The following is a 23,417-nucleotide window of genomic DNA, read 5'->3' as shown; positions in this document are numbered from 1 at the left end:
GCACAATTCCGGACGGAAAACCGTCACACACTTTTCCTGGGATTGCTTTAGCCGACGCGTCGCATGCGGGCTGCGTAGAAGCCGTCGAGGCCGGAAATCGCGGGTGCGCCCAGCACCATGTCGGCGGGCGTGGTGCGCAGCGCTCCATCAGATGTGAGGAACTGGTCGAGACAGGCAAATTCACCCGGCCGGATCGGATCGGTGGTCACCCCCGGATTGTCGACCAGGAAGGCGCGGCAGAGTTCCTCGCCTTCCCGCGGATCGAGCGAACAATTGGAAAAGACGATCCGGCCGCCGGGCCTGACCAGCATAACGGCGCGGGCTAGCAGCCTGCGTTGCAGGTCGGCGAGTTTTTCGACGTCCGCCGCCGTCTTGGTCCACGGCACGTCGGGATGTCGCCGCACGGTGCCGGTCGAGGAACATGGCGCGTCGAGAAGCACGCCGTCGAACAACTCCGCCGGCTCGTATTTGAGCAGGTCGGCCTGGACGATTTCGGCGGAGAGGCCGAGGCGCGCAAGGTTCCGCGTCAACCGCGCCAGCCGGTTCTTCGAAGTGTCGAGGGCGGTGACCTTGGCACCGGCGAGAATGAGCTGCGCGGTCTTGCCACCGGGCGCGGCGCAGAGATCGGCGACGCGCAATCCGCTGACATCGCCGAACAGTCTTGCCGGCAAGCTGGCCGCCGCGTCCTGGACCCACCATGCACCCTCCGCGAAGCCCGGCAATTCGGTGACGGCGCCGGCAAGCTTCTCCACCCGAACCGTGCCCGTCGGCAGGACAATGCCGCCAAGCTTTTCGGCCCAGAGTTCGGGATCGGCCTTGACCGAGAAATCAACCGGCGCCTCGTGGCGGTGGGCAGCCAGGATCTGCCGGGCCTTCTCGGCGCCGTAGGCGGCCTTCAACCGGTCGGAAAACCATTTCGGCGCTTCGTCGGCGGCGGCAAGCGCGGCCGGAAGCTCGGATTCCTTGGCCCGCGCGAGCGTGCGCAGCACACCGTTGACCAGGCCGGAAAAGCGCTGCGTACGCGGATCGGACTTGGCGTGCGTCACCGCGAGGTCGACGGCCGCGCTGTCGGGAATATCGAGGAACAGGATCTGCGCCGCCGCTACATGCAGAATATGCGACAAGGCGGTCGCGTTGGGCGGCAGCGGCTTTTCCAGGCGCCGCGCCAGGAGCCCCGCTATGGTCATGCGGTAGCGCAGCGCGGTGACCAGTATGGCGCGTACCAGGCCACGGTCGCGCAGGTCGAGCGCCTTATATTGCGGATGGCCGTTCTCGTGATCGGTCAGACCGTCGAGCGGCGTGCGAGCGTCGATGACGGCGGCCAGCAGCCGTGCCGCCGCCTTGCGCGCGGCGAGGCCGGCAAAGAATTCGCCGCCGGCATTGTGATCCTGATCGCCTGAAACCGTGCGTCGAGGTGCCGCCCTGCCCGCGACGCTCACGACCACCGGCCCTTGGGCCCGGTCGGATTGCGACCCCACGGATTGGATTTTGGCCTGGCCGGCTCGGTCGCCGGTTCTGGCGCGGTTGGCTTGCCCCACGGTCCGGTCATCTCCGGCTCGTCAGCCTGCGTTGACATCGGCGCCTGGCGCTGCGTGGCTCGGGGAGCGCCTTCGCCCATCCGCTGTGCCATCGCCTGCAGCGCGGCGATACGATTGTCGGTGCTCGGATGGGTGGAGAACAGACTGTCCATGCGCTCGCCATGCAGGGGGTTGATGATGAAGAGGTGCGCCATAGCCGGATTGCGCTCGGCATCGGGATTGGGAATGCGTTCGGCCCCGCGGGCGATCTTGTCAAGCGCGGAGGCCAGCCACAGCGGGTGTCCACAGATTTCGGCGCCGCGCCGGTCGGCCTCGTACTCGCGAGTACGGCTGACCGCCATCTGCACGATCATGGCGGCGAAGGGCGCCACGATCATCGCCGCCAGCACGCCGACAAAGCCGAACGGATTGTTGTTTTCGCGGCTGCCGCCGAGGAAAAAGGCGAAATTGCCGAGCATCGAGATGGCGCCGGCAAAGGTGGCGACGATGGTCATGGTCAGCGTGTCGCGGTGCTCGACGTGGGCAAGCTCATGCGCCATCACGGCGGAGACCTCCTCATGGGTCAGTCGCTGCAGCAGGCCGGTGGAGGCGGCGACCGCCGCGTTCCGCGGATTGCGGCCGGTGGCAAAGGCATTCGGTTGCGGATTGTCGATCAGATAGGTTCTGGGCATCGGCAAGCCGGCCTGCTTGGCCAACGCCTGGACGATGGCGTAATATTCCGGCGCATTGTTCTCGTCGACCTCGACGGCGTGGTTCATCGACAGCACCATCTTGTCGGCATTCCAGTAGCTGAACAAATTGGTGCCGGCAGCGACCAGCAAGGCGATCATCATGCCGCCCGAACCGCCGATCAAAAAGCCGACGCCCATGAACAGCGCCGTCATTGCGGCGAGAAGCATGGCGGTGCGAATGGTGTTCATCGTCTGCTCCTGTCCGGATGGTGGTGAAAAAGGGTCGATCCTCGCGAGGTCATCGCTATATGATGGGAAACGCCCGTTCCCGTTTCAATCCACTGGAAATATCGCATGAACGACGAAACCAGTAAAACGCCGCCCGGCACGGACGATGGCACGCCGCCACAGGAGCTGACGCCCGCCGCCCGCCGCGCGCTGCAGGAAGCCGAAGCAAGGCGGCATGACTACCGCCGCAAGGAAGCAGCACTTCCGCGGGAGATCGGCGGCCGTGGCGGCAAGGAGCCCGGCCGCTATGGTGACTGGGAGGTCAAAGGCCTGGCCAGTGATTTCTAGCGACTGATCTCAAGCTGCGTTGCGCTGCTGCTCGAGCGCAACGCAGCCTCGCTCGTCGACGGTGATGCCGATTGCGTCATAACCTGACATCGCGGCATGCTGTGTTGCCAGGGGATGCTGGTGCGTGGCGTTGATCACCATGACCGAAGCACCCGCCGCCTCCGCCGCCGCGATGCCGGCCGGGGCATCCTCGAACACCAGGCAGTCGCGCGCGTCGAAGCCAAGCCGTCTTGCGCCGAGCTGGAAGCAATCGGGCGCCGGCTTGCCGCGGGAAACGTCCTCCGCCGCGACGAGGACCGCGGGGACAGGAATGCCGGCGACCTTCATGCGGGCAAGCGCCAGGGAGCGTGGCGCCGAGGTTACGATTGCCCAGCGCTCCGGCGGCAGCGAATTGAGGAATGCCACGGCGCCGGGGATCTGGACAATACCCTCGAGATCGTCGGCCTCGGCCTTCAGCAGCTGATCCGCTTCGTGTCTCGGGTCGACGCCCGGAAGCGCCAGGGCGGTGATTGTCTCGATGGCCCGTACGCCGTGGATCGTCGGCAGGAAGGCCGCAACGTCGAGGCCGTGACGCCGCGCCCAATCGCCCCAGACCCGCTCAGCCGAGGCGATGGAATTGATGAGCGTGCCGTCCATATCGAAGAGGAAGGCGGCGAATTTTCTGCCAGCAAACATGATTTTCCTTGAAGTGCGGGGGAGGGGTCGAGGGAGGACGCAACCGTAGCGCCAAGCCGCCGACATGAAAAGGCGCGCGAGCGCATTTGGGGGGCGATGCAGGGAACCACCGTCACCTTGCAACGTTTCAAACGTACAATTCCCACCACGCGAACCAAGGGACGATACCCATGCTGATACGCCTCGGCTATGAGATTGCCATCGAATGCGCCGAGGCCACTCCGGTCATTTCGCTGCTCGAAATTCACAAGGACAGGCAGGCCGACATCAAGCGGCAGACGCGGGTCCTGACCTCGCCTTCGGTGCCGACCAGGCTCTACCACGATCTGCACGGCAATGCCTGCCGCCGCTTTACGGCGCCGGCCGGCGGCTTTCGCATCCTTTATGACGCCGTCGTGGAGGACAGCGGTGAGACGGATGAGGTCAACACGCTGGCCCGGGAAATGCCGGTCGCCGAGCTGCCCGACGAGGTGCTTTTCTACCTCCTGGGCAGCCGCTATTGCGAGACAGACCATCTGAGCAACCTCGCCTGGCAGCTTTTCGGCCATCTTCCTTCCGGCTGGGCGCGGGTGCAGGCGATCGTCGACTATGTCCATAACCGCCTGTCCTTCGGCTACGGCTATGCGCGTTCGACCCGCACCGCCGCGCAGGCGCACGAGGAACGTGTCGGGGTATGCCGCGACTTTGCCCATCTGGCGATCACGCTCTGCCGCTGCATGAACATTCCGGCGCGCTACGTGAACGGCTATCTCGGCGATATCGGCGTGCCGGCGGATCCCGCACCGATGGATTTCTCGGCCTGGATGGAGGCCTTCCTCGACGGCAAGTGGTATACGTTCGACCCGCGCCACAACCGGCCAAGGACCGGTCGCGTCGTCATTGCGCGCGGCCGCGACGCCACCGACGTTCCCTTGCTGCACAGTTTCGGCCCGCACCGACTCAGCTTGTTCAAGGTATGGACCTACGAACAGGAAGGCAGGCTGTCCAATCCACCCTATCACGGCATTGACAGGACGGTCAGCGCGCGGATGCTGGCCTAGCTACGTTGATATCCAGGGGAGGCCGGCCTGGCAAATGGCTGGCCTGACCTGGATCTCAACACACGTGTCCGAGTTTGTGCCCCGGCGTGCTTCGCAATCCTGGGACAGTTGGCCCGCTTCGGGACAAAGATGCTGTGCCGCAACAAGACATCGCCGACACCGGACCAGCACATCGATCTGGGCATGGTAAGCGTCCGGTAAAGGTGCGCGGTAATATTCGCTGACGTTTACCAGCCGTTCACCTTCTTACCCCGTGAAAATCCAATAAAAACAATGTTCTGCTGGTTAATTCCCGATCGCGGATCGGGTCGCCTCTCGTTCCGGCTGGAATCCTGCATTCCCCCCGATGCGGCGACGAGGCCGAGGCAAGTGGAGGCTGTTGGATGCGGAATTACGGGGGTCTTGTTCACGCGGTCGGCGGCTTCGCCGGAGACCGCAGTGGAAATTTCGCGGTTCTGTTCGGCTTTGCTGCCTCGGTCTTGGCGCTGGCCGCGGGCTTCTCGGTCAATATTACGCAGCTCTACAACGCCAGATCGAGCCTGCAGGGCGTCATCGACGCGGCGGTGACATCGACGGCACGTGACCTGACCACCGGCGCCATCAACGAGGCCGACGCAACCAAATCCGTGCAGGCCTTTCTCGACGCCAACGGCGCGGCGGGCATTCTGCACGCTGGCCAGATCGTGCTCGACAGGCTGATCGTCGACAGGACCGCCAACACGGTCCAGGCCGATGCCCATGTCGATGTCGGCCTCTACTTCCCGTTGTTCAGCACCGGTGACATGCAGCGCGTCGGCGCTTCCACCACAGCGCTCTATTCCGACAAGCAGATAGAGGTGGCCATGATGCTCGACATAACGGGATCGATGGCCAAGCGGGGCAACGTCAATAAGATCGGCGACCTGAAAGTCGCTGCGACGAATGCCGTCAAGACGATGCTCGAGAACCAAGACCCGAAGAACCCCCGCGTCCGGGTCGCGATTGTGCCCTATGCATCTGGCGTGAACGCCGGAAAACTGGCCGAAAACGTCTATGCCGAGAAGCAAGGGAGTTCTGAACTGCCACCCGTCGCCGGCAGTTCGCTTCTTGTTGCCAAGACGGGCAAAAATCTGCTGCCGTCCTTCAGCGACTACATCTCCATTGTTGGGGCGGCCATGCCACACCCGGACAACTGCGCTACAGAGCGCAAAAGCAAGAACGGCGATGCCGACTTGAGCGCGGATGGTCCAGACACGGTTCGCACAGACAGGAACGGTAAGAAATATTATGCCCTGGTAAATCGGGATGATCATCTCAGCGACGAGGGAATGAACAAATGTCCTGACGCGCAAGTGATCCCGCTGACCGCGGATTCGGAGGCATTGCTTGATTCGATCGACGACTTCCAGGCCGATGGTTATACGGCTGGCGCGATCGCCATTCAGTGGACCTATTACATGCTGTCGCCGCAATGGCGCGCTGCGATCAAGAACGCCGGTCTCGGCAACGGCGCTTCGAACGCCGATGCGAAGAAGGTCGCCAAGGTTGCGATCCTGATGACCGACGGCCAGTTCAATACCGCCTTCGCGGGTGTTGCTGGGAGATACAACAGCCAAGGCAACCTTGCGCGCGGCAATGCTGAAACGGTGTGCGGCAACATGAAAAATGACGGCATCGAGATTTTCACCATCGGCTTCGACCTGAACGATAAGGATATGTCGGCAACCGAGAGGGACCAGGCAAAGGCGGTGCTGAAGGATTGTTCTTCGAAAGACGCCTCCGCCGCCGAGAGGCATTATTTCGAGGTGTCCACCGGCCTGGAATTGGATGATGCCTTTCAGGAAATCATCCGCAACACCGAAAAGGTCGTACTGACCCAATAATCCGTGAAAAGGAAAAGGCCGCCGCTTCTTTCCAAGCCGGCGGCCTTCCGTGTTTCCGTCCATGGCGCGGCTCAATGGTAGTGACGCTTAGGTCACCGACCGCGCATCTCGCGCCTTAACGGGAAGACTGCTTCCCGAAAGTGCAATCCGCTGAGCCCACGTTCTGGAAAACGAAATCACTCGACATCGGATCACCTCCTTTCGATTTGTTGAACACACACTCATGATGGGGTGCATTGCAGCAAATGACAAGATGCCGGATGGAAAAAGCGTGACGTGCTTGCGATCCGCGGCCCAAAAGGACAACATCGCGTCATCGACCGTGGGGAAGGGCATGGATGCCACCGAAAGAGCTGCGCGCATCGTTCGAACGGTAGTCGAGGCGGTCAAGCCCGGCTTCGCGGTCAGGCTGTGGACCGGTGAGCGGATCGGCCCCGCCACCGGCCCCGTGCTGATCATCAACGACCATGACATTGTCTGGCAGATCGTTCGCCGACCGTCCCTGTCGACCCTTATCGAGATGTGGATATCCAAGGCAGTCGACATCGAGGACGGATCGCTGTTCGATTTCTATGCCCTGCCTTCGACGGGCAAGCTGCGATCGAAGCTGAAGGCGTTGCCCAAACGGGCGCTTCTGCGTGACTTGCCGGCGGTGCTGTTTTCGAGAAAGCAGATGGCGTCGCGGGTTGATCTCGCCGGTCGCAACCCGTTCGTCAGCGGCTCCAGCAAGGAGGCGATCCAGCATCACTATGATATCTCGAATGCCTTCTACGGGCTCTTTCTCGACGAGCGCATGGTCTATAGCTGCGGGTATTTCCAGGATTTCGCAAACAGCATCGACGAGGCGCAGGTCGACAAGCTCGACCATATCTGCCGCAAGCTTCGGCTGAAACCCGGTGAAAGATTGCTCGACATCGGCTGCGGTTGGGGCGCGATGCTGATCCACGCCGCGAAAAACCATGGTGTCGTCGGACACGGCGTCTCGCTGTCGCAAGCCCAGACCTCACTCGCCCGCGAGCGCATTCGCGCCGAGGGTCTGGAGGACAAGATAACCATTGAGATAAAGTCCTACGCGGAACTCACCGGCACCTTCGACAAGATATCGTCCATCGGCATGTTCGAGCATCTGGGCCTGGCAAACCATGACACTTATTTCTCCGCCGTCCACCGGCTGCTGAAACCGGGCGGCATCTATCTGCATCACGCCATCACAAGGCGCAGCAAGGGCGACATCAAGAAAACCCTGCGCAAGGGGCCTGAATACAAGGCGCTGATCAAATACATCTTCCCGGGCGGCGAACTCGACACGATCGGCATGACATTGGGCAATCTCGAAGCACACGGTTTCCTCGTCTACGATGTCGAGAATTTGCGCGAGCACTATGCCCGCACCTGCAGGCTGTGGGCCGAGCGTCTGCAGGCGCGGTTCGACGAGGCGATCGCCGAGGTCGGCGAAGCCAAGGCGCGGCTGTGGCTGCTTTACCTGAGCGGCTGCTCCATCACCTTTGAACGCGCCTCGGCGCAGATATTCCAGACTGTCGCCACCAAACGCGCGCGAGGCCCGAGCGGCCTGCCACCGACGCGGGCGGATCTTTATCGATAGGCTTGGGCCGGAAGGTCAGACGAACCGCATCGGCGCGCCGATCCCGACCCCGCCGGGCCGGTCGACGGTGCAGTAGACGCCGAGATTGTGGGCGTTGTGGCGGACCAGATTGCGCAGGATGCCCGGATCATCGTCGAAACCATCCTGGGCGATGATGGTGAAGCCGCAGCGGCGGCACGGCTCGGAGATGGTCAGGACGAGGTCGCCGATGGCGAGCTTCTTGCCGATCCATTCGGTTTCGGGAAACGAGCCGTCGACCGAGGCCATGTCGACGACGATGTTGGGACGGAAACGGCGCGGATCGGCGGCCCCCTCCGGATGGAGCGCCTTCAGCCGTGCCAGCGAGGCCGTGGTCAGGAGATGGATCGGCGCCTTGCGGTAGCGCTCCGCGGTCAGCGGCCCGGCGTAGCCGGCCGCGCTCTCCCCCCGGAACGGTCGGATCGACGCGCCGAAGCCGAGATAGGCCGACACGGCGCGGTCGCATTCGGCGCCGGGTGCGGCAAGCCAGTCGCCATCGGGAACGGCTATTTCCAGTTCGCTGTCGCGGCCCAGCCGGGTGCGGATGCGAGGCACCTTGTGCCACTTGGCGTCACGATCGGGCCGGGCGATCTCATTGTCCGAGACATCGACGAGACCGAACAGGCGATCGCCCTCGATGCCAACCGGTCCAACCAGGATGGTGTCCCGGCGCTCGCCGGCGAGCGAACTTGCCGGATAGCGCCACAACTGGGTGACGGTGCCCAATGCCGCGTCTTCCCGCATCAGCCCCTCTTGTTCTGCCTGTTGGCAACGAGGTCGTCGACCACGGCCGGATCGGCAAGCGTCGAGGTGTCGCCGAGCGCGGAAAAATCATCCTCGGCGATCTTGCGCAGGATGCGGCGCATGATCTTGCCCGAACGCGTCTTGGGCAGGCCGGGCGCGAACTGGATCTTGTCAGGCGTGGCGATGGCGCCGATCTCCTTGCGGACATGGGCGAAAAGCTCCTTGCGCAGATCTTCGCTCGGCTGCTCGCCGGCCATCAGGGTGACGTAGCAATAGATGCCTTGACCCTTGATATCATGGGGATAGCCGACGACGGCGGCCTCGGAAACCTTGTCATGGCTGACCAGGGCCGATTCGACCTCGGCCGTGCCCATGCGGTGGCCGGAGACGTTGATGACGTCATCGACGCGGCCGGTGATCCAGTAGTAGCCATCGGCGTCGCGGCGGCAGCCGTCCCCGGTGAAGTATTTTCCTTTGTAAGCGGAGAAATAGGTCTGCACGAAACGGTCGTGGTCGCCATAGACGGTGCGCATCTGGCCGGGCCAGGAATCGGTGATGCAGAGGTTGCCGTCAGCCGCACCTTCCACCACCTTGCCCTCGCTATCGACCAACTGCGGCTTGATGCCGAAGAAGGGCCGTGTCGCCGAGCCTGCCTTGAGGTCGGTGGCGCCCGGCAGCGGCGTGATCAGGATGCCGCCGGTCTCGGTCTGCCACCACGTATCGACAATCGGGACCCTGCCGTCGCCGACGACGTTGAAATACCACTCCCAGGCTTCCGGGTTGATCGGCTCGCCGACCGAGCCCAGCACGCGCAGCGACTTGCGAGAGGTCTTCTTCACATGCGCGTCGCCGGCACCCATTAGCGCGCGCAGCGCCGTGGGCGCGGTGTAGAAGATGTTGACCTTGTGCTTGTCGATGACTTCCCAGAAGCGCGACTGAGAGGGGTAGTTCGGCACACCTTCGAACATCAGCGTGGTGGCGCCGTTGGCGAGCGGCCCGTAGACGATGTAGCTGTGGCCGGTCACCCAGCCGACATCGGCGGTGCACCAATAGACGTCGCCGTCATGATAGTCGAAGACATATTGGTGCGTCATGGAGACATAGACGAGGTAGCCGGCGGTGGTATGCAGCACGCCTTTCGGCTTGCCGGTCGAGCCCGACGTGTAGAGGATGAAGAGCGGATCCTCCGCCTTCATCTTCTCCGGCTTGCAATCAGACTTAACCGTCGCGACTTCGTCGTGATACCAGACATCGCGTCCCGGCGCCCAGCCGATCTTGCCGCCGGTGCGGCGCACGACCACGACGGTCTTGACCTTGACATGGTGCTTGGCGGCGATGTCGATCGCCTTGTCGGTGTTTTCCTTGAGCGGGATGGGCTTGCCGCCGCGCAGGCCCTCATCGGCGGTGATGACGAAGGTCGATTCGCAATCGACGATGCGGCCGGCCAAGGCATCCGGTGAAAAGCCGCCGAAGACGACCGAATGGATAGCGCCGATACGCGTGCAGGCCAGCATCGCATAAGCCGCTTCCGGGATCATCGGCATGTAGATGGTGACGCGGTCGCCTTTCTTGACGCCGTGCTTCTTCATCACATTGGCGAGCCGGCAGACGTGCCCGTAGAGTTCGGCGTAGGTGATTTTCTTGTCGTCGTAGGGGTTGTCGCCTTCCCAGATGATGGCGGTCTGGTCGCCGCGCTTCTTCAGGTGGCGGTCGATGCAATTGTACGAGACATTGGTCTGGCCATCCTCGAACCACTTGATCGAGACCTTGCCGTCGAAGGAGGTGTTCTTGACCTTGGAGAAGGGCTTGAACCAGTCGATGCGCTTGCCGTGCTTGCTCCAGAACTTGTCCGGGTTCTTCATGCTGTCGGCATACCATTTGAGGTAGGTGTCATTGTCGATCAGGGCGTTCTTCTTCCACGCCGGCTGGACGCGATGGACATGAACCTCGGACATTCTTGGCTTTCCTCCCGAACCAGTCCGCCGGCTTGAAACGCCTGCGGGATCGCAGCTACGCAGCCGCGAATTCGGCGGCATTATTACCAGTTCCGTCGCGACGGCAACATTAGACGTTGGATTCGCGCGGCGGGATGCCGCAGGGGCGCTTTTCGAAACTGTCAGCACTCGACGATGTTCGCTGCTAACCGCATGTTTTCGCGGGTAAAGTTCCCTTTGAGATCAAGAAAAATCAATAGACAGTTAAGTAACGGCGCGCACAATTGGCAGCTGGGAGGAAAGGAGAATCAACCAGGGGACCGCCCAAGGGGACCATAATGCGCGACCATCTTGAAATGGACCTGATCCTCAAAGGCTACGGCCTGACCACGGCCAAGATTCTTTATCATTTTCCCGACCACCCGCATCTCCTGCAGAGCTTCGTCTGGCAGGACTACGACATCGCTCCGAAGTTTCCGGTGTTGATCCGGTTCATCGAATTCTGGAAAGCCAAACTCGACGGGCCACTGCATTCGGTGGTCTACACGCACCAGAAGCTGATCGCGCCGAATGAATGGCGCAAGGTGGATGGCGAGTTCGTGCTGCATTGAGATGGCAAGACGGCGATGGCTGTTTAGGCAGGCGCCGTCCAGCGACTTAGCCTGTTAGCGGCCGCATCATCAAACCGCCGGCGGGTTCAGCCGGGCGAAGCCTTCCTGACGTCGATAGGGGAAGTACGGATAGGGCGCGGTGACTTCGCTTGCCTCATCGAGTTTCTTCACCTGCTCCGGCGTCAGCGTCCAGCCGACGGCGCCGAGGTTCTGGCGCAGTTGCTCCTCGTTGCGAGCGCCGATGATGACGGAGGAAACGGTCGGGCGCCGCAGCAGCCAGTTGATGGCGATCTGCGGAACCGTCTTGCCGGTTTCCTGCGCCACCGCGTCGAGCTCATCCATGACCCGGTAGAGATGCTCGTCCCCGACCGGCGGCCCGAAATCAGCCGTCTCATGCAACCTGCTCTTTTCCGGCAGAGGCTGGCCACGGCGGATCTTGCCGGTCAGGCGGCCCCAGCCAAGCGGGCTCCACACCAGCGCGCCGACGCCCTGGTCGAGGCCGAGCGGCATCAGCTCCCATTCGTAGTCGCGGCCGAGCAGCGAATAGTAGACCTGATGCGCGGCATAGCGCGGATAGCCGTGCTTCTCCGCCAGGCCGAGCGACTTCATCACTTGCCAGCCGGAGAAGTTGGAGGCGCCGACGTAGCGCAGCTTGCCGGAGCGAACAAGGTCATCCAGCGTCGACAGCACCTCCTCGATCGGCGTGCCGGCATCGAAGGCGTGCAGTTGCAGCAGGTCGATATAGTCGGTACCGAGGCGCTTCAGCGCGGCGTCGACCGACTTGATCAGCCGCGAGCGCGAGGAGCCGTGGTCGCCCGGCCCGTCGCCCATCGGCAGCGCCGTCTTGGTCGAGATCAGCACCGCGTCGCGACGGCCCTTGATCGCTTCGCCGAGCACCTCCTCCGAGGCACCGTTCGAATAGACGTCGGCGGTGTCGAACAGGTTGACGCCGGCCTCGAGACAGATGTCGATCAGCCGCCGCGCTTCCTGCGCGTCGCTGTTGCCCCAGGCGCTGAACAGCGGGCCGGAGCCACCGAAGGTGCCCGCGCCGAATGAAAGCACCGGGACTTTCAGGCCCGATGCGCCGAGACGTCGATAGTCCATTTTCTTGCTCCTGGTGGTTTGTGAAGAGGTCGGACGATACGGATGTCGGCTGGCGTCACGACCGGACGGAGACAGGCGCACCTGATGTGGTGCCACCATCAAGGCGCAGCGCCAGTCCGGCCACGGCGAGTGCCGCGAGCGGCAACAGGGCGGCGACCCAGGTGAGCGAACCCAATCCAAGGCCATGGGCGATGACCGCGCCGCCAAGCCAGGCGCCGGCCGCATTGCCGAGATTGAAGGCGGCGATGTTGAACGATGAGGCCAGGCTCTGGCCGGCGCCTTGCGCCTTTTCCAGCACCCACATCTGCAGCGGCGCCACTGTGGCGAAGGCGGCGGCACCGAGCAGACCGACATAGATCACGGCCATGACCTGGCTGTGGATGGCGAAGCTCATCGTGGCAAGCACCAGCGCCAGCACCACGAGGCTGCCGAGCACCGCCGGCACCAGCCAGCGATCGGCGACCTTGCCGCCGGCGAGATTGCCGGCGATGAGGCCGCCGCCAAAGACGAGCAGGATCGGCGATACGGCGGCTTCGCTGAAGCCACTGATCTCGGTGAGCAACGGGGCGATATAGGTGAAGACGGCAAACACGCCGGCATAGCCGAGCACCGTGGTGGCGAGGCCGAGCAGGACGGGCGTGCGGCGAAGCACGGCGAGATCGGTGCGCAGATCGCTCTTCTCCGGCGCTGCCTGGCCGCGCGGCACCAGGGCCAGGATGACGGCGAAGGCCGCGAGGCCGACGGCGGTCACCGCCCAGAAGGTGGCACGCCAGCCAAAGGCCTGGCCGAGCCAGGTGCCAAAGGGCACGCCCAAGATGTTGGCTATGGTCAGGCCGGTGAACATCAGCGCGATCGCCGAAGCCTTCCTGTTGGGCGCGACCAGACCAGTGGCGACGACCGAGCCGACGCCGAAGAAGGTGCCATGGGCGAAGGCGGTGATGATGCGGGCACCCATCAGTGTCCAGTAGTCGGGCGCCAGCGCACAGGCGAGGTTGCCAATCGTGAAGATCGCGATCAGCGCAAGCAGCACGGTTTTGCGCGGCCAGTTGCCTGTGGCGATGGTCAACAAGGGGGCACCGATGACGACACCGAGCGCATAAGCCGAGATCAATTGGCCGGCGGCGGAGATCGACACGCCGAGGTCTTTGCTGACATCGATGAGCAGGCCCATGATGACGAATTCGGTAACACCGATGCCAAAAGCACCGGCGGCGAGGGCATAAAGAGCAAGAGGCATGGCGATGGTCCCATCTGTCGGCAAAGGAACGCTCAGTCCGCGCCCTGGCCCGGAAGATCGTGATCCGCCATGTTGTGAACCAGACTTGCCCAAGGCATACTTCTTGTGAAATAGATTCACAGATGGCCAGGCCCGAAATCAACCGTTCCGGCGAGATCGAAGTCTTCGTGCGCGTCGTCGAGGCGGGCAGTTTTTCGGCCGCGGCGCGGCGGTTGCGGATGACGCCATCGGCGGTGAGCAAGCTGATAGCGCGGCTCGAAACCCGGCTTGGGGCGCGGCTTGTCAGCCGCTCGACGCGCAAACTCCAGCTCACGCCGGAAGGGACAGCGTTCTACGACAGCGGCGTGCGCGTGCTCGCCGACATGGATAAGGCCGAGCGAGAAGCCGCGGCAGGAGCCGCGCCGCGCGGCAGGCTGAGGGTTAACAGCTACGTGCCGTTCGGCCAACACCGGCTGATGGACCTGCTGCCGCGCTTTCTGGAGCGCTATCCCGAAATTTTCGTCGAGGCTGTGCTGACCGACAGCGTGATCGACCTGCTGGAAGAGCGGGCCGACGTCGCGATCCGCGCCGGGCCGCTGCGCGAATCGAGGCTGGTGGCGCGCAAGCTCGGTCAAAGCCGAATGGTGGTGGTCGCGGCACCTTCCTATCTCGAAGCACACGGCACGCCGCGCACGCTGTCCGATCTCGGGCGTCACAACATGCTCGCTTTCGGTTTCGCGCGGCATATCGACGGCTGGCCCTTTATCGATACGGCAGGCGCGCCGGTGATCACCCCGGTTGTCGGAAACCTGACATTGACCGATGGCGAGGCGATGCGCCAAACGACCGTCGCCGGGGCCGGCATTGCCCGACTGGCGCGCTGGCATGTCGAGCCCGACATTGCCGCCGGCCGGCTGGTGCCGCTGCTGGAAGATTTCAACCCCGGCGACGAAGAGCCGACGCATGCAGTCTATGTCGGCCAGGGCAAACACCTGCCGGCACGTGTGCGGGCTTTTCTCGACTTTCTTGCCGAGACCGTTCGGCTGTAGTCGAAGCCGCGCGTCGATGCGACGCGCGGCGTTGCAAAGGACTGGCTTGCCAGCGGTACGAGCTATGCCTTCGGCACGAAAGGCGCCGGATGACGGCCGGCGCCCTGGCGTTCGACCATCCAGCCGGGATATTCGGCGGGTAGTGCGCTCACTTCGTCAAGCTTGGCGAGATCGTCGGCATCGAGCTTGAGGCTGGTGGCGGCAAGGTTCTGCTCGAGCTGGTCCATGCGGCTGGCGCCGATGATCACGCTCATCACGAAAGGCTTGGCCAGGACATAGCCGAGCGCCACGGTCGCGACGCCGACATCATGCTTCTCGGCGACCTCGCGCATGACGGCGACCGCCGCCCAGGCACGCTCCTCGTTGACCGGCGGGAAGTTGAAGGACGCGCGGCGGCCCTCGCCATTGCCCGGCGCGCCGGGCCCGTATTTGCCGGAAAGCAGCCCGCCGGCCATCGGCGACCACACCATCAGGCCGAGCTTCTCCTCGTTGATCAGCGGCACGATCTCGCGTTCGAGGTCGCGGCCGGCGATCGAATAATAGGACTGGATGGTTTCGAAGCGGGCAAAGCCCTTGCGGTCAGCGATGCCGAGCGCCTTGGCGATGCGCCAGGCCTGCCAGTTGGAGACACCGACATAGCGGACCTTGCCGCTGGAGACGAGATCATCAAGTGCCCGCAGTGTCTCGTCGATCGGCGTCACCGCGTCGGTGCCGTGCAACTGATAGAGATCGATATGGTCGAGCTGCAGCCGCTCCAAGCTGGCGTCGACCGAATCCATGATATGGCCGCGCGAGGAGCCGCGCTGGTTTGGTCCCTCACCCATGGCGCCGTGGACCTTGGTGGCGATGACCACGTTTGACCGGCCAACACCGAGGTCCCTAAGCGACTGACCAAGCAGGCGTTCGGACTCACCGACGGAATAGACGTCGGCCGTGTCGAAGAAGTTGACGCCGACGGCGATCGAGCGGCCGACGATCTCGTTGACGCCCTTCTGGTCGAGGCTGGCGATCAGGCCCCATTGGGCATTTTGGCCGGCGGCGCCGAAGGTCATGGTGCCGAGGCAAAGTTCGGAGACGAATAACCCCGTGTTTCCAAGCTGATTGTAACGCATCGTGAGACTCCAGGAGGATGTGTGGTGACATCAAAGCAAATAGGAACGGTACGTTTCGTTTCAAGCGCTGGTATAGCGCTGGTATAATGGCGCTTGTGGATCAGGCCCAGCGATATGCCATGGCGAAAATGGCGCGCTCCGGGCAGATAGGGACGCTTAGACGGCCCAGGGGTTGAGCACCGTCAAGCCAATGTCTTCAAAGTCGGCGACATTGCGAGTCACCAGAATGAGATCATGGACAAGTGCGGTTGCCGCGATGAGCGTGTTAGCGCTGCCTCGTGTTCGGCCGGCGGTGATGCGGCCCCAAGTGAGTGCCACATCTTCCGTGACAGCAAGAATACGGTCGGCGTTGTCATGCCGAAGCTCCCGTAGCCAGAGATCGAGGCGTGCCGCCTTTCCGGGGTCGACCTTGCCCAGCTTGACGATCCCACGCTCGATCTCACCAAGGGTAATGACGCTGAGGTTCACTGATGTTGGATCCACCGAAGCCAGCCATTCAGTCGGCCTGGGTTGCTGCCTCCGCAGATCGGAAATGATGTTCGTGTCGAGCAGATACATCAGAGATCGACGTTCCGGATCATCGTTTCCGGACGCCGGTTGACCTCCTCGGCGAAATCATCGTCCCAAACCGGACCTGTCAAAAGATATTCGGCCAAGGATTTCTTCTTTCCAGCCAGGCGGTCGTAATCCTCGGCGGAGAGTACCACCGCGGCACGCTCGCCGCGCAGCGTTACCGTCTGCGGTCCCTCGCTGCGCGCGCGTTGGACCAGCTTGGAGAAATTGTTTTTTGCGTCCTGAAGGTGCCAGTTCATGGAATGCTCCTAGCTAGCCTGGCTAGATATAGTATTGACGCACGACGCGGCAAGCTTGAAATTCGGCCTACCGGCTTCCAAAAATCGCCGAACCCACCCTGACGCTAGTGGCGCCAAAGGCGATCGCGGTCTCGTAGTCGCCGGACATGCCCATCGACAGCTTGGCGACACCGGCTTCATCGCCGAGTTTCCCCAACAAGGCGAAGTGGGGGCCGGGGTTCTCGTCCGCCGGCGGGATGCACATCAGGCCTTCGATGCCGAGGCCGTGCACTTCCCGGCAGCGTCTGACGAAGGCGACCGCCTCGCGCGGTTCGATGCCGGCTTTCTGCGGTTCGGAACCGGTGTTCACCTGGACATAGAGTTTTGGCGCACGGCCTTGCCGGATAATTTCCTTGGCGAGCTCCACGGCGATCTTGTCGCGGTCAACCGTCTCGATGACCTCGAACAGCGCCACCGCTTCCTTCGCCTTGTTCGACTGCAGCGGGCCGATCAGGTGCAGTTCGATGTCGGGGAAAGCTTCCTTTAGTTCAGGCCATTTGCCTTGCGCTTCCTGCACGCGGTTTTCGCCGAAGACGCGCTGGCCGGCCTCGATGACCGGGCCTATGTCGGCGGCGTCGAAGGTCTTGGAGACCGCCACCAGCGTCACCGCGCCGGCTTCACGGCCCGCCTCCCGCTCGGCGGCGGCGATCTTCGCCTTGACCGTGAAAAACTGCTGAACGGTGTCGCCCATGTGCAAATCCCGCTGTTTTGATCCGCGTTTTTGTCAGCCGCGATGTCCATATGGTTGACGGGTTTGCCAAACCATGGTGAACACCCGGACCACATTTCATGAACTGCCGGGCTCTTGCCCGCAGTCCGCATGCTTTTAAGTGAAAAACGTCCCATGGCAACCGAACGATACAACCCGCGCGCGTCAGAACCCAAATGGCAGAAGGCCTGGGCCGAGAAGAAGCTTTTCGAAGCGCACAATGACGATCCGCGCCCGAAATACTACGTGCTGGAAATGTTCCCCTATCCGTCGGGGCGCATCCATATCGGCCATACCCGCAACTACACGATGGGCGACGTGGTGGCCCGCTATAAGCGCGCCAAGGGTTTCAACGTGCTGCACCCGATGGGCTGGGACGCCTTCGGCATGCCGGCTGAGAACGCCGCGATGCAGAACAAGGTGCATCCCAAGGAATGGACCTACCAGAACATCGCCGCCATGCGCGAGCAGCTCAAGGTGATGGGCCTGTCGCTGGACTGGGCGCGCGAATTCGCCACCTGCGACGTCGACTACTACCACCGCCAGCAGATGCTGTTCCTCGACTTCGTCGAGAAGGGGCTGGTGACGCGCAAATCCTCCAAGGTCAACTGGGATCCGGAGGACATGACGGTGCTCGCCAACGAGCAGGTCATCGACGGGCGCGGCTGGCGCTCCGGCGCGCTGGTGGAACAGCGCGAGCTGACGCAATGGTTCTTCAAGATCACCGACTTTGCCCAAGACTTGCTGGATTCGTTGGACGGTCTCGACGAGTGGCCCGAAAAAGTGAAGCTGATGCAGCAGAACTGGATCGGCCGTTCGGAAGGCCTGCTGATCCGCTGGCCGCTGGCCTCGGAAATCGCCGGCGAGCATGAGCTGGAAGTCTACACGACAAGGCCCGACACCATTTTCGGTGCCTCGTTCATGGCAATCGCCGCCGATCATCCGCTGGCCAAGAAGGCCGCGGAGACCAATCCAGCCTTGGCGAAGTTCATCGACGAAGTACGCCATATGGGCACTTCGGTGGCGGCGCTCGAGACGGCCGAGAAGAAAGGCTTCGACACCGGCATCCGCGTCGTCCATCCTTTCGACGATAGTTGGATGCTGCCTGTCTACGTCGCCAATTTCGTGCTGATGGAATACGGCACCGGCGCCATCTTCGGTTGCCCGGCGCATGACCAGCGCGACCTCGATTTCGCCAACAAATACGGCCTGCCGGTGGTGCCAGTGGTGATGCCTGACGGAGCCGATCCCAAGACGTTCCAGATCGTCGACGAGGCCTATGTCGACGATGGCGCGATGATCAATTCGCGCTTCCTCGACGGCATGACGCCGGACAGAGCTTTCGATGAAGTCGCCAGGCTGCTGGAGCAAAAGACCATCGGCAACCGGCCGATGGCCGAGCGCAAGGTGAATTTCCGCCTGCGCGACTGGGGCATTTCGCGCCAGCGCTACTGGGGCTGCCCGATCCCGATGATCCATTGCGAGGATTGCGGTGTGGTGCCGGTGCCGAAGGCCGATCTGCCGGTCAAGCTGCCCGACGATGTCGATTTCGACCGGCCAGGCAATCCGCTCGACCGTCACCCGACCTGGCGGCATGTGAAGTGCCCGCAATGCGGCAAGGACGCGCGGCGCGAAACCGACACGATGGATACGTTCGTGGATTCGTCCTGGTATTTCGCCCGCTTCACCGCGCCCTGGGCGCATGAGCCGACCGATCCCAAGGCAGCGAACGAGTGGCTGGCGGTCGACCAATATATTGGCGGCATCGAGCATGCGATCCTGCATCTGCTCTATTCGCGCTTCTTCACCCGCGCCATGCGCGAGACCGGCCATGTTGCCTTGGCCGAGCCGTTCAAGGGCCTGTTCACGCAAGGCATGGTGGTCCACGAAACCTACCGTGTCGGCTCGGCGTCGAATGGGCGCTGGCTGGCGCCGACCGAGGTGCGTCTGGAAGACGTCGACGGCAAGCGCCGCGCCATCGACGTCGCCACCGGCGAGGCGGTCACCATCGGCCCGCTCGAGAAGATGTCGAAGTCGAAGAAGAACACGGTGAGCCCGGAAGACATCACCGATGGCTACGGCGCCGACACGGCGCGCTGGTTCATGCTGTCGGATTCGCCGCCCGAGCGCGATGTCGAGTGGACCGACGACGGTGCCGCCGGCGCGCATCGTTTCATGCAGCGCATCTGGCGGTTGGTGTCGACGGCGGCCGAGACGCTGGTAGGGGTCACGCCCAAGGCGGCCAATGATGGCGAGGCCGGGGCGGTTTCCAAGGCCGCGCACAAGATCCTGAAGGCGGTTGGCGAAGACATCGAGAAGCTCGCCTTCAACCGCGCCATTGCTCGCATCTATGAACTGGCCAACGCGCTGACAGCCCCGCTTAACGAAGTGGCGGAAGGCAAGGCCGTTCCGGCGCTGAAAAGCGCCTGCCGCGAGGCCGTGGAGATCATGGTGCATCTGATCGCGCCCGTGATGCCGCACCTGGCTGAAGAGTGCTGGGAGACGCTGGGCGGCGTCGATCTGGTGGCCGAACGGCCCTGGCCGGTCTTCGATCCGGCGCTGGTCGTGGACAACGAAGTCACCTATCCGGTGCAGGTCAACGGCAAGAAGCGGGGGGATTTGACAATTGCCCGCGACGCGGACCAAGGTGCGGTCGAAAAAGCGGTCTTGGCTCTCGACTTCGTGCAGAAAGCACTTGAAGGCAAGGCTCCGCGCAAGGTGATCATCGTGCCGCAGAGGATCGTCAATGTCGTTGCCTGACCGGGAAAAGACAGAGCTGGGCCGTCTGCTGCGCCGCATCGCGCTTGCCGGCCTCGTCGGCTCGCTGGCGTTCATTTCGGCCTGCCAGGTGCGGCCGCTCTATTCGAGCGCGCCGTTGTCGACGGGCTCGACCGCCAATGCCGAGATGGCATCGATCGCCATCAAGCCGGTCCGGACGCGCTATGCCCAGCAGGTGCGTAACAATCTGATCTTCGGGTTCGGGCGCGGCGCCGGCGAGCCCGCCTCGCCGCTTTATTCGCTCGACCTCGGCGTGACCGAAGGCGTTGAATCCTCGGCGCTGGTACAGAATGGAACCGATCAAGACGAGCCGACGGCTGGGTCGGTGACACTGACCGCGGGCTACACACTGACCGATGCGAAAACCGGCGCGGTGATCGCCGTCGGCAAGCGGGCGATCACCTCGTCCTTCGACAGGCCGCGTCAGGAGTTTGCCTCCTACCGGGCGCAGATCGACGCCGAGAACCGCGCCGCGCGCGAGCTGGCTGAAGCCCTGCAGCTGTCGATCGCCCAGGATCTGGCCCGGCACGGCAAGGCGGCCAGCTAGCACGGTCGCCGTCTCAAAAGAGGGCCGAACGCCCTCTCTCATTCTCTCGGTATCCCTATCCTGTGTCAGGGCGATGGAAACGCGCCGGCAGCCGGGCTTTGGGGCCATGCGAAGCCTGACCGCGGGTTTTCACGTGGCCAGGGTTAGCCCGCTTTTCAGCCAAGCGCTTCGCCGCGAAAGATGTGCCTCGATCGCTCCAGCGACGCTGACAGGAAGCAACTGTTAACCACTCGCTCCCTATTGCTCGGCAGTCGTTTCACAGTGAGTCTTGAGCATGGAAGCCAGGCGTTTTTCTCGGATCAATTCGTTGCACACAGCTGCGCCCGATGACCCCCAAGGAGAGCGTTCCGGCGGCCCGCGCGGCAAGGTCGACGTCCGCCAGTCCGGTGCTTCTTTCCCGCAGGGTGGCGACACCGAAAGCCCTGCCTGGCAAGAGTATTTTTTCCTTGCACCCAATGTGCGTTTTACACGCACGCCGGACTATGAGCCAAAGCACCGCCAACCGCAGGACGAAGTTGCCGGGCAGGACGACCCGCAGGCGCTCCCGACGCAGCAGGTCGGTCCTGGCGTCATGCATCGCGGACCGGCATCGGCCGGGCCCGCTCAGCCGGCGCGTAGCGGGGAGACGGCGCAAGGCGTTGCGCCGGCGGCTCTAAAGGCGCCAGCAACGGCACGAGCGGCCACGCGCCCGGCGCCCGTTGTCGGGAATGGCGCGCCGGTCAAAGCAGCCCCCGCTGAAAAAGCCCGGCGGCCCTATCTTTCGGATCATGCTTTCTTCGAGGGCTTGGCGCCGCTTCTGGTCGACGTGGCCCCGGCCCGCCAAGTCAGCCCGGTCCCACGTGCACCGGTCCCGGCTCCGCCGGTTGCCGCCGTGCGGGCCGGTGACTCCGGACCGGTGGTGGCCGATGTCACCGCCTTGTTCCGCGTCATCGAATGCCTTCCTGGCCAGGTTCCACCCGCCCTGCCGGACGTCTTTCCGGCCAACTCCAACAAAGTGGTGGTCGAGCCGTGCGTCCCGGCAGGCAGGACCGCCCGGCTGGCTCGGACAACGGCCGCGACGGCGCCTGCCGCAGCCAGCGCCGCCCGGGCGCCATTTGCGCAACGTGTGGAGGAAACCAATCTCGCAGCGCGTCCGTCGCTGCCCATGGCTGGCAAGGTTGTGCAGCGGGTGACGGGCGAAGGCTACGAGCTTCCCTCGGAGGAGCTGCTACAGCAACCGCCGGAAGGGCAGGGCTTCTACATGTCGCAGGAGCGGCTCGAGCAGAATGCAGATCTTCTGGAAAGCGTGCTGGAGGATTTCGGCGTGCGAGGCGAGATCATCCATGTTCGCCCTGGTCCGGTCGTTACCCTCTATGAGTTCGAGCCGGCGCCCGGCGTCAAATCCTCCCGTGTCATTGGTCTCGCCGACGATATCGCGCGCTCCATGTCGGCGGTCTCGGCGCGCGTCGCCGTGGTGCCCGGCCGCAACGTCATCGGCATCGAGCTGCCGAACGAGACCCGCGAGACCGTCTATTTCCGTGAACTGATCGAATCGCAGGGCTTCCGCAAGACCAGCTGCAAGCTCGCGCTTTGCCTTGGCAAGACGATCGGCGGCGAACCTGTCATCGCCGAGCTGGCGAAGATGCCGCATCTGCTTGTCGCCGGCACCACGGGATCCGGCAAGTCGGTCGCCATCAACACCATGATCCTGTCGCTGCTCTACCGGCTGAAACCGGAAGAATGCCGGCTGATCATGGTCGACCCGAAGATGCTCGAACTGTCGGTCTATGACGGTATCCCGCACCTTCTGACCCCCGTCGTCACCGATCCCAAGAAGGCGGTCACCGCGCTCAAATGGGCGGTGCGCGAAATGGAGGACCGCTATCGCAAAATGGCGCGGCTCGGCGTGCGCAACATCGACGGCTACAACGAGCGCGCCGCCACCGCCCGCGACAAGGGCGAGACGGTCGTCATGACCGTGCAGGCCGGCTTCGAGAAGGGCACCGGCGAGCCGTTGTTCGAACAGCAGGAGATCGACCTCGCGCCGATGCCCTATATCGTCGTCATCGTCGACGAGATGGCCGACCTGATGATGGTCGCCGGCAAGGAGATCGAAGGCGCCATCCAACGCCTGGCGCAGATGGCGCGCGCCGCCGGCATCCACCTGATCATGGCCACGCAGCGGCCTTCCGTCGACGTCATCACCGGCACTATCAAGGCCAACTTCCCGACCCGAATCTCATTCCAGGTCACCTCCAAGATCGACAGCCGCACCATTTTGGGCGAGCAGGGTGCCGAGCAGCTGCTCGGCCAGGGCGACATGCTGCACATGATGGGCGGCGGGCGCATCGCCCGCGTGCACGGCCCCTTCGTGTCCGACGCAGAGGTCGAGCATGTCGTGGCGCATCTGAAGGCGCAGGGCCGCCCGGAATATCTGGAGACCGTTACGGCCGACGAGGATGAAGAGGAAGAGGAAGACGACCAGGGAGCGGTCTTCGACAAGGGAGCCGTTGCCGCGGAGGATGGCGATTCCAGCTATGACGAGGCGGTCAAGGTGGTGTTGCGCGACAAGAAATGTTCGACGTCCTACATCCAGCGCCGCCTCGGCATAGGCTACAACCGCGCCGCTTCACTGGTCGAGCGGATGGAGAAGGAAGGTCTGGTCGGCGCACCGAACCATGTCGGCAAGCGCGAGATCATGGCAGGCAAACGCCAGCCGGCGGCCGTGCCTGACACTGACGACGCGGATTGAGCGGAGGCTGTCATGACGCCAACAAAAAGGCCGGTTGCCCGGCCTTTT

General features: G+C 63.4%; 20 protein-coding genes. 9 read left to right on the top strand and 11 right to left on the bottom strand.

Annotated features, from left to right (window positions below):
- Positions 1–47 precede the first annotated feature (47 nt).
- The gene (locus AC3CB8_RS02485) at positions 48–1,439 is read right to left on the bottom strand and encodes an RsmB/NOP family class I SAM-dependent RNA methyltransferase (RefSeq protein ID WP_352563992.1); all 1,392 of its coding nucleotides are present in this window, start codon (positions 1,437–1,439) and stop codon (positions 48–50) included.
- Positions 1,436–2,458 (bottom strand): zinc metalloprotease HtpX, encoded by a 1,023-nt coding sequence (htpX, locus tag AC3CB8_RS02480; protein ID WP_352563993.1) that lies wholly within the window; start codon positions 2,456–2,458, stop codon positions 1,436–1,438. The genes AC3CB8_RS02485 and htpX overlap by 4 nt, the downstream gene beginning before the upstream one ends.
- 105 nt (positions 2,459–2,563) lie before the next feature.
- Here htpX and AC3CB8_RS02475 point away from each other — a divergent pair, with 105 nt between their 5' ends.
- Positions 2,564–2,785 (top strand): DUF1674 domain-containing protein, encoded by a 222-nt coding sequence (locus AC3CB8_RS02475; protein ID WP_023771782.1) that lies wholly within the window; start codon positions 2,564–2,566, stop codon positions 2,783–2,785.
- Positions 2,786–2,794: 9 nt separating this feature from the next.
- On the opposite strand, the gene AC3CB8_RS02470 is transcribed toward AC3CB8_RS02475, so the two are convergent.
- A complete protein-coding gene (locus AC3CB8_RS02470) occupies positions 2,795–3,460 on the bottom strand; it encodes an HAD-IA family hydrolase (RefSeq protein ID WP_352563994.1) in 666 nt (221 codons plus the stop codon).
- Between the two features lie 170 nt (positions 3,461–3,630).
- Between AC3CB8_RS02470 and AC3CB8_RS02465 the strand changes: the two genes are divergently transcribed.
- The 3 genes from AC3CB8_RS02465 (at position 3,631) to AC3CB8_RS02455 (ending at position 7,965) form a co-directional block, all read left to right on the top strand.
- On the top strand, positions 3,631–4,500 hold the full coding sequence (locus tag AC3CB8_RS02465; protein ID WP_023771780.1) for a transglutaminase-like domain-containing protein: 870 nt from the start codon (positions 3,631–3,633) through the stop codon (positions 4,498–4,500).
- A 383-nt stretch (positions 4,501–4,883) separates the two neighbouring features.
- Complete coding sequence (locus AC3CB8_RS02460; RefSeq protein WP_352563995.1) at positions 4,884–6,362, top strand: TadE/TadG family type IV pilus assembly protein; 1,479 nt, start codon at positions 4,884–4,886, stop codon at positions 6,360–6,362.
- Positions 6,363–6,696: 334 nt separating this feature from the next.
- Positions 6,697–7,965 carry an SAM-dependent methyltransferase gene (locus tag AC3CB8_RS02455; RefSeq protein ID WP_023794825.1) on the top strand — a complete coding sequence of 423 codons (1,269 nt, stop codon included), beginning with the start codon at positions 6,697–6,699 and terminating at the stop codon, positions 7,963–7,965.
- Positions 7,966–7,980: 15 nt separating this feature from the next.
- On the opposite strand, the gene AC3CB8_RS02450 is transcribed toward AC3CB8_RS02455, so the two are convergent.
- Positions 7,981–8,727 carry an MOSC domain-containing protein gene (locus AC3CB8_RS02450; RefSeq protein WP_352595837.1) on the bottom strand — a complete coding sequence of 249 codons (747 nt, stop codon included), beginning with the start codon at positions 8,725–8,727 and terminating at the stop codon, positions 7,981–7,983.
- Positions 8,727–10,682: an acetate--CoA ligase gene (gene acs / locus AC3CB8_RS02445; RefSeq protein ID WP_352563997.1), complete on the bottom strand. Its 1,956-nt coding sequence runs from the start codon at positions 10,680–10,682 to the stop codon at positions 8,727–8,729. Before acs ends, AC3CB8_RS02450 begins: the two co-directional genes overlap by 1 nt.
- A gap of 317 nt (positions 10,683–10,999) precedes the next feature.
- On the opposite strand from acs, the gene AC3CB8_RS02440 reads away from it, so the two are divergent.
- On the top strand, positions 11,000–11,272 hold the full coding sequence (locus AC3CB8_RS02440; RefSeq protein ID WP_023771777.1) for an usg protein: 273 nt from the start codon (positions 11,000–11,002) through the stop codon (positions 11,270–11,272).
- Positions 11,273–11,341: 69 nt separating this feature from the next.
- On the opposite strand, the gene AC3CB8_RS02435 is transcribed toward AC3CB8_RS02440, so the two are convergent.
- Both AC3CB8_RS02435 and AC3CB8_RS02430 read right to left on the bottom strand, forming a co-directional pair.
- Positions 11,342–12,376 (bottom strand): aldo/keto reductase, encoded by a 1,035-nt coding sequence (locus tag AC3CB8_RS02435; protein WP_352563998.1) that lies wholly within the window; start codon positions 12,374–12,376, stop codon positions 11,342–11,344.
- A 55-nt stretch (positions 12,377–12,431) separates the two neighbouring features.
- On the bottom strand, positions 12,432–13,613 hold the full coding sequence (locus tag AC3CB8_RS02430; protein WP_352563999.1) for an MFS transporter: 1,182 nt from the start codon (positions 13,611–13,613) through the stop codon (positions 12,432–12,434).
- Between the two features lie 122 nt (positions 13,614–13,735).
- Between AC3CB8_RS02430 and AC3CB8_RS02425 the strand changes: the two genes are divergently transcribed.
- Positions 13,736–14,641, top strand: a complete 906-nt coding sequence (locus AC3CB8_RS02425) for a LysR family transcriptional regulator (RefSeq protein ID WP_023771774.1) — start codon at positions 13,736–13,738, stop codon at positions 14,639–14,641.
- A gap of 62 nt (positions 14,642–14,703) precedes the next feature.
- On the opposite strand, the gene AC3CB8_RS02420 is transcribed toward AC3CB8_RS02425, so the two are convergent.
- The 4 genes from AC3CB8_RS02420 to AC3CB8_RS02405 all read right to left on the bottom strand — a co-directional run bounded on the left by AC3CB8_RS02420 (position 14,704) and on the right by AC3CB8_RS02405 (position 17,295).
- Positions 14,704–15,753, bottom strand: a complete 1,050-nt coding sequence (locus AC3CB8_RS02420; protein ID WP_352564000.1) for an aldo/keto reductase — start codon at positions 15,751–15,753, stop codon at positions 14,704–14,706.
- 156 nt (positions 15,754–15,909) lie between these two features.
- Positions 15,910–16,311, bottom strand: coding sequence for a type II toxin-antitoxin system VapC family toxin (locus tag AC3CB8_RS02415; protein ID WP_352564001.1), 402 nt, complete (start codon positions 16,309–16,311; stop codon positions 15,910–15,912).
- Complete coding sequence (locus AC3CB8_RS02410) at positions 16,311–16,565, bottom strand: type II toxin-antitoxin system Phd/YefM family antitoxin (RefSeq protein ID WP_023771771.1); 255 nt, start codon at positions 16,563–16,565, stop codon at positions 16,311–16,313. The genes AC3CB8_RS02415 and AC3CB8_RS02410 overlap by 1 nt, the downstream gene beginning before the upstream one ends.
- Before the next feature lie 67 nt (positions 16,566–16,632).
- Positions 16,633–17,295, bottom strand: coding sequence for a YggS family pyridoxal phosphate-dependent enzyme (locus AC3CB8_RS02405; RefSeq protein ID WP_352564002.1), 663 nt, complete (start codon positions 17,293–17,295; stop codon positions 16,633–16,635).
- A gap of 153 nt (positions 17,296–17,448) precedes the next feature.
- Between AC3CB8_RS02405 and leuS the strand changes: the two genes are divergently transcribed.
- The 3 genes from leuS to AC3CB8_RS02390 all read left to right on the top strand — a co-directional run bounded on the left by leuS (position 17,449) and on the right by AC3CB8_RS02390 (position 23,369).
- Complete coding sequence (gene leuS, locus AC3CB8_RS02400; protein WP_352564003.1) at positions 17,449–20,073, top strand: leucine--tRNA ligase; 2,625 nt, start codon at positions 17,449–17,451, stop codon at positions 20,071–20,073.
- On the top strand, positions 20,060–20,638 hold the full coding sequence (locus tag AC3CB8_RS02395) for an LPS assembly lipoprotein LptE (RefSeq protein ID WP_352564004.1): 579 nt from the start codon (positions 20,060–20,062) through the stop codon (positions 20,636–20,638). The genes leuS and AC3CB8_RS02395 overlap by 14 nt, the downstream gene beginning before the upstream one ends.
- Before the next feature lie 274 nt (positions 20,639–20,912).
- Positions 20,913–23,369: a DNA translocase FtsK gene (locus AC3CB8_RS02390; RefSeq protein WP_352564005.1), complete on the top strand. Its 2,457-nt coding sequence runs from the start codon at positions 20,913–20,915 to the stop codon at positions 23,367–23,369.
- Positions 23,370–23,417: the final 48 nt, after the last annotated feature.

Source organism: Mesorhizobium sp. P160927 (assembly GCF_057766385.1).
This window is presented reverse-complemented; position numbering and strand designations above follow the sequence as displayed.